The sequence below is a fragment of the Mesorhizobium sp. M0207 genome (assembly GCF_040321995.1).
Lineage (GTDB): Bacteria > Pseudomonadota > Alphaproteobacteria > Rhizobiales > Rhizobiaceae > Mesorhizobium.
Genome location: NZ_JAMYSQ010000001.1, coordinates 638,745 through 651,165, shown reverse-complemented (window position 1 = coordinate 651,165; position 12,421 = coordinate 638,745). Strand labels below are relative to the sequence as shown.

The window sequence follows — 12,421 nt, the reverse complement described above, 5'->3', positions numbered from 1 at the left end:
CTCTCAATCGTCGCCTTCGACGACCCTTAGCCTCAACTGCCCGGTTTTCGAATCGGCGACGCGCGGGCTGCTTTCCGCTTTTGCTCCGCTGCCATTCGAACCGGGGGTGTCCTCCGCCGGCTGCACGCCAAACTCCAGCGCCTCGATCTTCTGTCCGCGCCTGGTCACCTTCGATGTCGAGACCAGGATGTCCTCGATGTCCTTGGCCGATTGGCCGAAATGCGTCTGCAATTTGCGCACCCGCTCGTCTAGCCGGGAGACGTCTTCCATCAGCCGGATAACCTCGCCCTGGATCAGGTGTGCCTGCTCGCGCATGCGGGCATCCTTGAGGATCGCCTGGATGACCTGGATCGACAGCATCAAAAGCGATGGCGAGACGATGACGATCCGTGAGCGATGCGCCTTCTGGACAACGGCCTCGAAATTCTCGTGGATTTCGGCGAACACCGATTCCGAAGGCACGAACATGAAGGCGGTGTCCTGCGTCTCGCCCTGGATCAGGTATTTTTCGGAAATATCGCGGACATGCACCTCGATGTCGCGGCGGAAAGCCTGTGCGGCGGTCTTCTGCAGTTCGGCGCCTTCGGCGGCCCGGATGGCATTCCAGGCCTCGAGCGGAAACTTTGCATCGATGGCAAGCGACGGTGCGCCGTTCGGCATCTTCACCAGGCAGTCGGGCCGGCTGCCATTCGACAAGGTCGCCTGGAATTCATAGGCGCCGTGCGGCAATCCGTCGGCGACGATGGCTTCCATACGCGACTGGCCGAAGGCACCGCGCGTCTGCTTGTTGGAAAGGATCGCCTGCAATTGCACGACCTGGCCGGCCAGCGACTGGATGTTGCCTTGCGCGATATCGATGACCGCCAGCCGTTCCTGCAGCTTGGCGAGGCTCTCATGCGTCGATCTCGTCTGCTCGGTCATCGTCTGGCCCAGGCGGCCGGTCATGGCATCGAGACGCTGGCCGATCGACTGTGTCAGTTCCGCCTGGCGCGCCCCGAACACTTCGGCGATGGCGCCCATGCGGCCCTGCATTTCCGCCTGGCTTGCCAAGATGCCGGCCATCCGCACCTCGGCGTCGCGGGCGTGGTCGGCGGCTTCGGCGGCCGCCACTGCACGCGCCTTGGCCGATCGCCAGAGCGCAACGACGAGCGCCACGAACAGTCCAAGGAACAGCATTGCGCCGAAACCCAGGGCATGGCCGAGCGTGATCGTGGTGGCGCCTAGGCGGGCGACAGGTTCGGACAGGATGGTGGCCAGATCGTTCATGTCGACAGCATAGATGATTCGGTCTGCCAGCACAGATCAAAACGTGAACGACCCGAAGGCGCCCCGGTTGACGCTTTTCCTGCGAGGTCTTAGGTGAGACGCCATGTCGATCAAGCCGCTTATCATCCTTCCCGATCCCGTCCTGCGTCAGGTTTCAAAACCGGTCGAGCGTGTCGACGGGGATTTGCGCAAACTGGCCGGCGACATGCTGGACACCATGTATGACGCGCCCGGCATCGGCCTCGCAGCGATCCAGGTCGGCGAACCCTTGCGCATGCTGGTGATCGACCTGGCCAAAGAGGACGAGACGCCGGCACCGCACGTCTTCATCAATCCCGAAATCCTCGAAAGCTCCGACCAGCGTTCGGTCTACGAGGAAGGCTGCCTGTCGATCCCGGATTACTATGCCGAGGTCGAGCGTCCGGCGGCGGTGCGGGTGAAGTTTCTCGACCGCGACGGCAAGCTGCAGGAGATCGAGGCCGAGGGGCTGATGGCGACCTGCCTGCAGCATGAAATCGACCACCTCAACGGCGTGCTGTTCATCGATTACATCTCCAAGCTGAAGCGCGACATGGTGGTCAAGAAATTCAAGAAGCTCGCCAGGGACAAGGCGCCGGGCAAGATGGTGGGGTAGGCGTCGACGAATGCCCCTGCGTGTCATCTTCATGGGTACGCCCGAATTCTCCGTGCCGACGCTGCGGGCGATTGCCGGGGCCGGGCACGAGTTGGCAGCCGTCTACACGCAGCCGCCGCGCGCCGGCGGCCGGCGCGGGCTCGAACTGACGCCGTCGCCGGTGCAGCGCGAGGCGGAGCGGCTTGGCATCGAGGTGCGGTCGCCGGTGTCGCTGAAGGGCGAGGCGGAGCAGGAAGCGTTCCGCGCCTTAGGTGCCGACGTCGCCGTGGTCGTCGCCTACGGGCTGCTCCTCCCCAAACCCATTCTCGAGGCGCCGCGGCTCGGTTGCCTCAACGGCCACGCATCGCTGCTGCCGCGCTGGCGCGGCGCTGCCCCTATCCAGCGCGCCATCATGGCCGGCGATACCGAAACGGGCATGATGGTGATGCGGATGGAGGAAGGCCTCGACACCGGCCCTGTGGCAATGGTTGAAAAATGTCCCATTGGACCCGACATGACGGCCGGCGATCTGCACGATCGGTTGATGGTCTTGGGTGCTTCGCTCATAGTGCAAGCGCTCGAACGGCTGGAGCGGAATACGCTGACATTTACCACACAGGCGGAGGTGGGGGTGACCTACGCCAAGAAAATCGATAAATCGGAGACTCGCATAGACTGGCTGCGACCTGCCGGCGACGTGCACAACCAGATTCGCGGCCTGTCGCCCTTTCCCGGTGCATGGTGCGAGGCCGAAATCGGCGGCCGCGTGGAACGGCTGAAACTGCTTCGCTCGACGCTCTCGCAAGGCGCCGGCGAACCGGGAGGAATTCTCGATGACCGGCTGACAGTCGCCTGCGGGTCAGGCGCGATCAGGCCGGTCGAAGTTCAACGTGCGGGCGCAAGGCCCATTGCCGCGCAGGAGTTTCTGCGCGGCGCCAAGCTCGAAAAAGGAATGAAATTGTCATGAGCATGATGTCCATACGCGCGGCGACGCCGCGGGACCGCGAGGCGATCCGCCTTGTCGAAGAACACGCATTCGGCCAGCAGACCGAGGCCGGACTGGTCGACGCGCTGGTCACCGGCGGTGATGCCGTCGTCGAACTGGTGGCGGACGAAGACGGGCAAGTGGTCGGCCATATCCTGTTTTCACGGCTTTTCGTGCGGAATGGCGGCAAGAGCTTCCCGGCGGTGGCTTTGGCTCCTTTGGCGGTCGAGCCGTCGTTCCACGGCACCGGCATCGGCGGTGCGCTGGTCCGCGAGGCGCATATCCGCCTGAAGGCTGCTGGCGAGACGCTCGCCGTGGTGCTCGGCGATCCCGCTTACTATGGCCGTTTCGGCTACAGCCGCGCCCGTGCAGCGAAATTCGAGAGCGACTACCAAAGCGAGGCTTTGCAGGCGCTTGCCTGGGGCGAGGCGCCCGAGACCGGCAGGCTGGTCTACGCCTCGGCCTTCGGCTCAGCCCTCGCCGCCTGATTTCGCCTCGATCCGGGAATGCCGCGTTTTCGCCTCGACATCGAATATGACGGCAGTCTCTTCGCCGGCTGGCAGCGCCAGGCCAACCAGCCTTCGGTGCAGCAGGCGATCGAGCAGGCGATCGAGAACTTCTGCGGTGAGCAGGTTTCGCTGCGCGCCGCCGGCCGCACCGATGCCGGCGTCCATGCGACCGCTCAGGTGGCGCATGTCGATCTGATCAAGGCATGGCCCGGCGACAAGGTGCGCGACGCCGTCAACGCGCATCTGCAGGCGGCCAAGGTGCGCATCGCCATCCTGAAGGCCGCCGTCGTGCCGGATGGCTTCGATGCGCGTTTCTCGGCGATCAGCCGCCATTACCTCTACCGCATCGTCAATCGCCGCGCGCCGGCGGCGCTCGACAAGGGCAAGATCTGGTGGGTACCGAAGCAGCTCGATGCCGGTGCCATGCACGAAGCGGCAAAGGTGCTGCTTGGCCGGCATGATTTCACCACTTTCCGCTCGACCCAGTGCCAAGCCACCAGCCCCGTCCGCACGCTCGACCGGCTGGATGTCAGCCGGGCGGGCGATTTCATTGAGGTCCGCGCTTCGGCGCGGTCATTCCTGCACAACCAGGTGCGCTCGATGGTCGGCTCGCTCAAACGTGTCGGCGAAGGCGGCTGGACTGTTGCCGACCTCAAGGCGGCGCTTGAGGCGCGCGACCGTGCGGCCTGCGGTCAGGTGGCGCCGCCCGACGGGCTGTTTCTCGTCGGCGTCGATTATCCGACGCCTGGCTGATCCGGAACGCTGATCCCGAGCAGCGCCTGCAGGCCGAACAGGACGATCAGCGACGCCACGAACATGCCGGCAAAAACGGCGCTGCCGGCGGCCGCACCCCTGCCGATCGCAACGTTGGTCATCCGCCAGGTCAAGACCATCGACAGCGCGAACAACAGCAGCGACACGAGTCCGGAGACTTCGTTGGCCGACGTCAGGAAGAGCCGGATCAACGCCGATGGCAGCATCATCCAGGCGATGATCGCCGAGGCCCAATTGCTGGCCACGACATAATGGACGAATCGGCCGCCGACGCCGACCCGCGGCGCCACCAGGGCGAGGCCTATGAGCGGCAGCACCCAGGCGCCGATATCGACGGTTGCCAGGCGGATCAACATGCTGAAACGGCCGACGAATGCGTTGGGATCGCCGATTTCGTTGGCAATACCGACCCAGCCGACGATCAGTGCCGGCGCCGCGACGACGATGGCAAAAAAGGAGTTCCAGAAACCGTCCGCCGAAAGGTCGAGCAGGCGAAATCCGTCGGCTTTGCCGAGCATCAGCCGCCAGGCACCGGCAAGCGAAGCGTAGGTTTCATCCGCTGAAAGCATCACTAGGATATGTCCTGCGCAAACCAGTCTTCAACGAAGCGCAGATAAATCTGCGTCAGCGTCTCGAGGTCGGCAATCGCCACGCGTTCGTCGACCATGTGCATGGTCTTGCCGACCAGTCCGAATTCGACCACCGGACAATAATCCTTGATGAAGCGGGCATCGGAGGTGCCGCCGGAGGTGGAGAGCGCCGGCTTCCTGCCGGTCACCGCCTTGATCGAGCCGCCAAGCGTCTCGATCAACCTGTCGTCGCGTGTCAGGAAAACGTGGCTCGGTCCGTCGCGCCAGACGATCTCGTAGTCGACCGGCGTCTTCTTGCCGGCGCGGTATTTCTTGCGTTTCGCCGCCCGGTCGAGGCGGTTGTGGATCTCGGCCTGGATCGTCTCGGCGGTCCATGTGTCGTTGAAGCGAATATTAAAGGTAGCCGCCGCCTTCGCCGGGATGACGTTGGTGGCAGGATTGCCGACATCGATGGAGGTCACCTCAAGATTGGTCGGCTGGAAATTCCTTGTTCCGTTGTCGAAGACGGGGTGAAGCAAGGCGTCGACCAGCGTCACAAGGCCGCGCACCGGGTTGTCGGCTAGCTGCGGATAGGCGGCGTGGCCCTGGCGGCCGTTGACGACGACCGTGCCGGAGAGCGAGCCGCGCCGGCCGATCTTGATCATATCGCCGAGCGCGTCGGGATTGGTCGGCTCGCCGACGATCGCAGCATGCCATTTCTCGCCCTTGGCAGCCGCCCATTCGAGCAGTTTCGTCGTGCCGTTGATCGCCGGCCCTTCCTCGTCGCCGGTGATCAGCAGCGAGACCGACCCCTTCGGGCCGCCCTTCTGCGCGATATGTCGCGCTACCGCCGCGACGAAACAAGCAATGCCGCCCTTCATGTCGACGGCGCCGCGGCCGAACATCTCGCCATTGGCGATCTCGGCGCCAAAGGGTGGGTGCGTCCAGGCTGTTTCATCGCCCACCGGCACCACATCGGTATGGCCGGCAAACATCAGATGCGGGCCGTTGCCGGAACGCCGCGCGTAAAGGTTCTCTATGTCAGGTGTGCCGGTTTCGGAAAACACCGGGCGCTCGACGGCAAAGCCGAGCGGCTTCAACATTTCTTCCAGCGCGCTCAGCGCACCGCCTTCGGCGGGCGTCACGGAAGCGCAGCGGATGAGAGCAGCCAGATTTCTGGTCGGATCGGTAGGCAGCGTCATGGGCAAAAGCGATAGTCGAAAGCGCAAGGCCTGTCACGGCCAGACATAAGGGCCAGCCATGCCGCCGACATTATGGTTTTCATGCCGTACAAGTTGCGGCAAGGCCTCTCGACCAAGGCAGGGCCATCGCATGATCACGCATGGCAGGACGATCGTAATCGCCGGTGCCGGCAGTATCGGGTGCTACGCCGGCGGCTGCCTGACACTTGCCGGGCGAAAGGTGGTTCTGCTGGCGCGGCCTCGCATCGAGAAGGCGCTGCAAAAAGGTGGATTGCGCATCACCGACCGTGATGGCCGCGACCGATCCGTCAAGCCGGAGGCATTGTCGGTCACCGCCGATCCGGCCGCGGCATTCCCCGGTGCCGATGTCATCCTGGCAACGGTCAAGAGCGGCGCGACGCAGGACATGGCCGGGCTTATTGCGGCCCATGCCCGACCGGATGCGGTGATACTCAGTCTGCAGAACGGCGTCGACAATGCCGATAAATTGCGAGCCCATCTCACCGCCCGGCGGGTGCTCGCCGGCATGGTGCCGTTCAACGTGGTCCAATCGGCGGAGGGCGAATTGCCGCTTCGCCTGCACCGCGCCAGCGGCGGCAAGGTGATGATCGAACAGGGCGCGACAGGGCTTGACGAACTGCTCGACGTCGAGGGCTTTGCCGTCGCCACGCATGGTGACATCGAAGCGGTGCTATGGGGCAAGCTGCTGCTCAACCTCAACAACGCGCTGGTGGCGCTTTCCGGCCTGCCGCTGGCGGCAGAGCTTGCCGATCGCCGCTGGCGGCTGATCCTGGCCGGCCAGATCGACGAAGCGTTGGCGGCAATGACGGCAACAGGCATCGAACCCGCTCGCATCGCCGGCCTGCGTCCCGCGCTGCTGCCGAAAGTGCTTCGCCTGCCCGACTGGCTGTTCAAGTTCTTGGCGCGGCGGATGCTCGCCATCGATCCGGCCGCGCGTTCGTCGATGTGGGACGACCTTCAGCGCCGCCGGCCGACGGAGATCGGCGAACTGCAAGGCGCGGTCCTGCGTTTGGCCGAAAACGCCGGCACGCCGGCACCTTTGCTGAAGCGCGTGACGGCACTGGTGCGCGCGGCCGAGCAGGAGAGGCGCGGATCGCCCTGCCTGTCGCCGGAAGCCGTCGCTGCCACCGTCAGATCGTAGCCCGCACAGGCGCCCAGTAACGGCCCTTGCCGGTGCGCTTGGCTTCGTACAGCGCATGGTCGGAACAGGTGAGCAGGATTTCCGGATCGCCGCCGTCGGCGGGTGCGAAGGCGCTGCCGACGCTCAAGCCGACATGGATGGCGGAACCGACCCCGAGGTCGAAAGGCACCGAGACCTTTTCGATGGCCCGCTTTGCCAGGTAGGTGGCCTCGATCTCCGAGGTTGCGGGCAAAAGGATGACGAATTCATCGCCGCCAATGCGGAAGACCACGTCCCCCGGACGGAAGCCGCGCTTCAATCGTTCGGCCACCTTGCGCAGCAGCACGTCGCCGACGGCGTGGCCAAAACGGTCGTTGACCTGTTTGAAACCGTCGAGATCCATGCTGAGCACTGCAAACGGCTTGCCGCCATTGGCGGCCGGCGCCGCAAGGTCGCGGCACATGTCGCGCAATTTCTCCTGCAGGAAGATGCGGTTTGGCAGGCCGGTCAGCGCGTCCTTGATGGCCAGGTCGCGATTGTCCAGTTCGGCGCGGATCATGCGGGCATTGATTGCGTGGTTCTGAAGCAGCACGATGATGACGCCGACCACATAGAACGGCGTTTGAATTCCGACGATCGGCATTCCGGGCGCCGCAGAAAACAATGCGCCGACCACGTAAGGCAGGCTTACGGCCAACATGACGAATATGGCGAAGCGCGGGGTCGCCGCATTGCGTGACGACACCACGCCGACGACGCCTGCGACATTCAAGGCGGCAAGTACGGAAAGCGCCATATTCCCGCTGGCAACACAGCCATAGCAGCCGAGGCCGAAAACGACCGACCAGACGCCGCTGGCTGCCATCAGGCCCGCCAGCGGCCCTTTCGAGCCGCGCCTGCGGGCCTGCTCGCATTCCCGCATCAGCAGAACGCGGACGGTGAAAAGCATCAGGTCGGCGGCAATCCAGGCGTAGGGCCACCAATCCCCGGTGGCAAGAGCGGCGCTGACTGCAACCAACAGAACGCTGATGGTGCCGAACAGGACTGCGAATTTGCGGTCGAAGGTGGTGTCGAGAAGCCGGGCGCGGACAGCTTCCGGTTCCAATTTCATCGGCGAAGAGAACCAGGCAAACAGGCGAGCGGCGGCGCTCCACGTTTTGCGCGGCTCCTTGGTGATCAGGGATAGGTCGCTTGCCAGTCGAGCGCTCCGTGCCGGTCGACACAGTCTTCGCCGGCATGCTGGGCCAGGGTGATTAACATTCGCTTAGAGCATCCGGCGCAAACCGGGCTTTCGGAACTCCCCGCTCCGCCGCTCTGGAGCAATTCCAGGAAAAGTGTGAAGCGGTTTTCCGTCCGGAATTGCGTCAAAACAAAAAGATACAGCGGTTCGGCGTTTCTGCGAAACGATGAACCGCTCTAGCGGATCTGCCGCCGGGTTGCCGGTTTTAGCTTGCCGGCCCCGGTCGTCTGCGGACTGCAGGCCGGCGCGGCGGGCCCGGCTCGGGATCGGTCTTCGCCGCACGTGCCGGCTGCCCATGAGGGGTTTCGATCAGCGTGATCTTCTGCCAGATCTTTCGCGAGAGGTTCGAAGCCAGGTTCTCGATGTCATTGACGCCGTCGATGACCACGGCGTCATTCACCGATTGCGCGAACAGCGCGGCGATCTTGCCGGTGATCGACAGCATTTCGGAGCAGTAGTCGAGATAGCGGGCAAGGTCGGCGGCGTTGGTGATGCGGGCTGGCGAATGCGCAGTCGGCTTGAAACTGGCTGAAAGCGTTGCCGGATCCTTGGTCAGCTGGTGCATGTCGATGACGTGGATCAGCGACCGCAGCCCGTGGAGCTGGCGAAACACCCGCTTGCGCTTGATCCGCTCCTCGGAGCGAATCAGGGCCAGGAAGCCCAGCACCGCGAGGATGATCATGTTGAGGGAGGCTTCGATGCCTTGCACCGACTGGAAGGCATCGTGGTTTCCCGAGATGCGGCCGAGCGGCAGGATTGTGCCGACGAACAGGAACATCAGCGCTCCGACGACGAAGGCGGCGATGATGAGGCCGCGCAGCCACCAGATCGGCGCCTCCAGTGCCTTGGCTGCCTTTGCCAGATCGCGCGACAGCGACACGAGCTCGGCGGCGACGCCGCGCAAGCCTGCATCGGGAAAGCGCTCGGCGACGCGCCCTTCCAGCCGTTCGGCGGTTTCGAGGATCAGTTTCGGATCAAGCGAGCGGTAGCGCATGACGAAATGTCCGATCGGTGCTCAGGGTTCGGCCGGGGCGTTGGTGCGCTTGCCGTAGCGGTTGGGGCCGGGTTGCCCTGGAAACAGGCAAAGCACGAGGAAAGCGATGATCGAGACAACCGGCACGAACAGCACCAGCGCCGCAACGCCCGGCTTGTCGAGGTCGTGCAACCGCTTGACCGCCAGCACCACGTTCGACCAAAGCGAGGCAATGAAGGCGATGAAGAAAATGAACGACCACATGTTGCTCTCGGTGGTGCCCTCCGGCACCAGCGTGAAACGGTAGAGCGGTAAGGCCTGTATGATGGCCACCAGCAGTCCTCCAAGAAAATAGGCCGCGCGGCTGACGCGGCCCGAAGCTTTGAAGAAAAGCCAGATGAGGTCTGATCTATCAGGCAAGCGAATTCCGTCCGTATTCGTTGAGAAAGATCAATCGCGCAGCAATTCGTTGATCGATGTCTTGGAACGGGTTCTGGCATCGACCCGCTTGACGATGACGGCGCAGTAGAGGCTGGGGCCGGGCTCGTTGTTTGGAAAAGGCTTGCCCGGCAGCGAGCCGGCGACGACGACGGAATTAGGCGGCACCTCGCCGTAGAAGATCTCGCCGGTGGCACGGTCGACGATCTTGGTCGACTGGCCGATGAAGACGCCCATGCCGAGCACCGAGCCTTCGCGAACGATGCAGCCTTCGACCACTTCGGAACGGGCGCCGATGAAGCAATTGTCCTCGATGATGGTTGGGCCGGCCTGCATCGGCTCCAGCACACCGCCGATGCCGACGCCGCCCGACAGATGCACATTCTTGCCGATCTGGGCACAGGAGCCGACCGAAGCCCAGGTGTCGACCATGGTGCCGCTGTCGACATAGGCGCCGACATTGACGAAGGACGGCATCAGCACGGCGCCGGGCGCGACGTAGGCGGAGCGGCGCACGATCGACGACGGCACGGCGCGGAAGCCCGCCTTCTCGAAATCGACGGCGCTCCAGCCGTCGAATTTTGAGGGCACCTTGTCCCACCATACCGCCTGACCGGGACCGCCCTCTATGATCTCCATCGGGGTGAGCCGGAAGGACAGCAGCACCGCTTTTTTCAGCCACTGGTTGACGTGCCATTTGCCGTCGGCCTGCCGCTCGGCGACGCGGGCGACGCCCCGGTCGAGCAGGTCGAGCGCCGATTGGATGGCCTCGCGCGTCTCGCCGCGGGTTGCGGTCGAAATCGTGTCGCGTTCCTCGAAGGCGTTCTCGATGATCTCCTCGAGGCTCGCGAGATCGGGCTTCGACATGAATTCGCTCCATTACCAAGCTGTTAAGAGCCGGCGCCTTAACCTGTTTGAAAGTCGCGCGGACCCTATGTGAAGGCTTGGGGAGGGTCAATCGCGGCAGCGTCACGGGACGGCGCAGGTGAATGATTGGACGGGTAAAGCAAATATGACTCCCATGGAAAAGGCGGGATGGACGCCGCTGCCGCATTCGGACGAGGATCTGGAGCGGTCGAGAAGCGTGCCGGACACGCCGCAAACGCGCGCGGAGACATATCGGCTGGCTTGGAACGATCCCGATTTCATGACGCGGCGCGAGTTGCGTGCGGTCAGACTGCAGCTCGAACTGCTTAAACCGGAGATGATCCTGGCCGAGCGCGGCATCCAATCGACCGTCATCCTGTTCGGCGGCGCCCGCATTCCCGAGCCCGGCGGCGAAGCCTGGGCGGCCAAGAACGAGACGCAGAAGAAGAACCTCGAGCAAAACAGCAAATATTACGAGGAGGCGCGCAAATTCGCCCGCCTCTGCTCACAGCAGTCGGCCACCTCGTACTATCGCGAATTCGTCGTGGTGACCGGCGGCGGGCCGGGTGTCATGGAGGCCGGCAATCGTGGCGCCGACGATGTTGGCGCGCCGTCGATCGGTCTCAATATCGTGCTGCCACACGAGCAGGCGCCAAACGCCTACGTGACGCCGGAACTCTGCTTCAACTTCCACTATTTCGCGGTCCGCAAGATGCATTTCGTCATGCGTGCCAAGGCCGTTGCGGTGTTTCCAGGCGGCTTCGGCACGATGGACGAGTTCTTCGAGACGCTGACCCTGATCCAGACCGGCCGCATGGAACGCGTGCCGGTCATTCTGTTCGGCAAGGCTTTCTGGGCAAAGGCGATCGACCTCGATTTCCTCGCCGAGCAAGGCACGATCACACCCGGCGATCAGGATATCATCGATTTCGTCGACACCGCTGACGAGGCCTGGGGGATCGTCAGCCGCTTCTATAAACTTTGACATGCAAGCAAGGACTTGAAGCGCGCCGGCTGCCTCAAGCAGGGACTTCCACGATCGCCGTGAGAAAGCTGGCGAGGTCGTCGGTGACGAAGTCCACATCGTCCTCGTTGGCCGGGTCGCGTTCCCAGATTTCCGAGAAGGTCGGCTCGAAATTGCGCGGCACCACCAGCACCGTAGTCATGCCCAGCGATTTCGGCACCGACAGGTTGCGGGCAAGATCTTCGAACATCACCGCATTTTGTCCGGTAACGGCGTGGAGTTCGGCAAATTTCTCATAGGATTGCCGCGCCGGCTTCGGGTTCAGTCCGGCTGCGACGATATCGAAAATATCATCGAAATGCTCGAGAATGCCCAACTGCCGCGCGGTGCGTTCGGCATGCCGGCGATCCCCGTTGGTGAAGATGAATTTACGGCCGGGAAGCTGGCGAATGGCGGTGCCTAGGACGGGATCTGGAACCAGCCAGGAATAATCGATGTCGTGCACTTTCTCGAGAAAATCGTCGGGGTCGATGCCGTGGCGCGTCATCAATCCGTTCAGCGTCGTGCCATATTCGCGGTAGAGCTCCTTTTGCAGCTTGCGTGCTTCCTCGCGCGGCAGCGTCAGCAATTCTCCGACGTAGGCGGTCATCTTCACATCGATCTGCGAGAACAGATTCGAATGATGCGGATAAAGCGTGTTGTCGAGATCGAACACCCAGTCGGTGACATGGGCAAAGCGGGCGGGGTCGGGAAGTGTCGTCATACGTCCTTATGGCACGAAACGATCTTTCTAACAGGAGGTCTATCCACAACCTATGCGCGCCCTGGGTGGTAAAAATGGCGCCATGATTAAAATCTTAAGCATCGCCGAAAGGTGACA

The 12,421-nt window shown here is 63.3% G+C and carries 14 protein-coding genes; 6 read left to right on the top strand and 8 right to left on the bottom strand.

Translation table 11 applies throughout. The features are described 5' to 3' along the window. Window positions 1-3: 3 nt before the first annotated feature. Entirely contained in the window at window positions 4-1,266 is a 1,263-nt protein-coding gene (locus tag NKJ15_RS03030; RefSeq protein ID WP_352769475.1) for a DNA recombination protein RmuC, read from the bottom strand. 103 nt (window positions 1,267-1,369) lie between these two features. On the opposite strand from NKJ15_RS03030, the gene def reads away from it, so the two are divergent. Genes def through truA form a run of 4 tightly spaced genes read left to right on the top strand, consistent with a single transcriptional unit; the run spans window position 1,370 to window position 4,126 of the window. After that, window positions 1,370-1,900, top strand: coding sequence for a peptide deformylase (def, locus tag NKJ15_RS03025; RefSeq protein ID WP_352539945.1), 531 nt, complete (start codon window positions 1,370-1,372; stop codon window positions 1,898-1,900). Between the two features lie 16 nt (window positions 1,901-1,916). Continuing rightward, the gene (fmt, locus tag NKJ15_RS03020; protein WP_352814130.1) at window positions 1,917-2,846 is read left to right on the top strand and encodes a methionyl-tRNA formyltransferase; all 930 of its coding nucleotides are present in this window, start codon (window positions 1,917-1,919) and stop codon (window positions 2,844-2,846) included. Further along, window positions 2,843-3,352, top strand: a complete 510-nt coding sequence (locus NKJ15_RS03015; protein ID WP_352615027.1) for a GNAT family N-acetyltransferase — start codon at window positions 2,843-2,845, stop codon at window positions 3,350-3,352. Before fmt ends, NKJ15_RS03015 begins: the two co-directional genes overlap by 4 nt. Window positions 3,353-3,370: 18 nt before the next feature. Then, complete coding sequence (gene truA, locus NKJ15_RS03010) at window positions 3,371-4,126, top strand: tRNA pseudouridine(38-40) synthase TruA (protein WP_352615025.1); 756 nt, start codon at window positions 3,371-3,373, stop codon at window positions 4,124-4,126. On the opposite strand, the gene NKJ15_RS03005 is transcribed toward truA, so the two are convergent. Together NKJ15_RS03005 and dapE are read right to left on the bottom strand one after the other, a co-directional pair. After that, entirely contained in the window at window positions 4,108-4,716 is a 609-nt protein-coding gene (locus tag NKJ15_RS03005; protein WP_023677470.1) for a hypothetical protein, read from the bottom strand. The two genes, truA and NKJ15_RS03005, sit on opposite strands and share 19 nt — an antisense overlap. Window positions 4,717-4,718: 2 nt before the next feature. Then, window positions 4,719-5,918 carry a succinyl-diaminopimelate desuccinylase gene (gene dapE / locus NKJ15_RS03000; protein WP_352814000.1) on the bottom strand — a complete coding sequence of 400 codons (1,200 nt, stop codon included), beginning with the start codon at window positions 5,916-5,918 and terminating at the stop codon, window positions 4,719-4,721. 130 nt (window positions 5,919-6,048) lie between these two features. Between dapE and NKJ15_RS02995 the strand changes: the two genes are divergently transcribed. Continuing rightward, the gene (locus NKJ15_RS02995; protein WP_352813999.1) at window positions 6,049-7,080 is read left to right on the top strand and encodes a 2-dehydropantoate 2-reductase; all 1,032 of its coding nucleotides are present in this window, start codon (window positions 6,049-6,051) and stop codon (window positions 7,078-7,080) included. On the opposite strand, the gene NKJ15_RS02990 is transcribed toward NKJ15_RS02995, so the two are convergent. From NKJ15_RS02990 to dapD, 4 genes are all read right to left on the bottom strand, one after another. After that, window positions 7,070-8,170, bottom strand: coding sequence for a GGDEF domain-containing protein (locus NKJ15_RS02990; RefSeq protein WP_352813998.1), 1,101 nt, complete (start codon window positions 8,168-8,170; stop codon window positions 7,070-7,072). The genes NKJ15_RS02995 and NKJ15_RS02990 overlap by 11 nt on opposite strands. Before the next feature lie 334 nt (window positions 8,171-8,504). Beyond that, entirely contained in the window at window positions 8,505-9,293 is a 789-nt protein-coding gene (locus NKJ15_RS02985) for a hypothetical protein (RefSeq protein WP_352455973.1), read from the bottom strand. Window positions 9,294-9,314: 21 nt separating this feature from the next. Further along, window positions 9,315-9,692, bottom strand: a complete 378-nt coding sequence (locus NKJ15_RS02980) for a DUF805 domain-containing protein (protein ID WP_352813997.1) — start codon at window positions 9,690-9,692, stop codon at window positions 9,315-9,317. Between the two features lie 30 nt (window positions 9,693-9,722). Next, complete coding sequence (dapD, locus tag NKJ15_RS02975; protein ID WP_352455975.1) at window positions 9,723-10,577, bottom strand: 2,3,4,5-tetrahydropyridine-2,6-dicarboxylate N-succinyltransferase; 855 nt, start codon at window positions 10,575-10,577, stop codon at window positions 9,723-9,725. A 145-nt stretch (window positions 10,578-10,722) separates the two neighbouring features. On the opposite strand from dapD, the gene NKJ15_RS02970 reads away from it, so the two are divergent. Next, entirely contained in the window at window positions 10,723-11,562 is an 840-nt protein-coding gene (locus tag NKJ15_RS02970; protein WP_352455976.1) for an LOG family protein, read from the top strand. 34 nt (window positions 11,563-11,596) lie between these two features. Here the strand turns inward: NKJ15_RS02970 and NKJ15_RS02965 are convergent, their stop codons facing one another. Next, window positions 11,597-12,304: a pyrimidine 5'-nucleotidase gene (locus tag NKJ15_RS02965; RefSeq protein WP_352455977.1), complete on the bottom strand. Its 708-nt coding sequence runs from the start codon at window positions 12,302-12,304 to the stop codon at window positions 11,597-11,599. Window positions 12,305-12,421 lie beyond the last annotated feature (117 nt).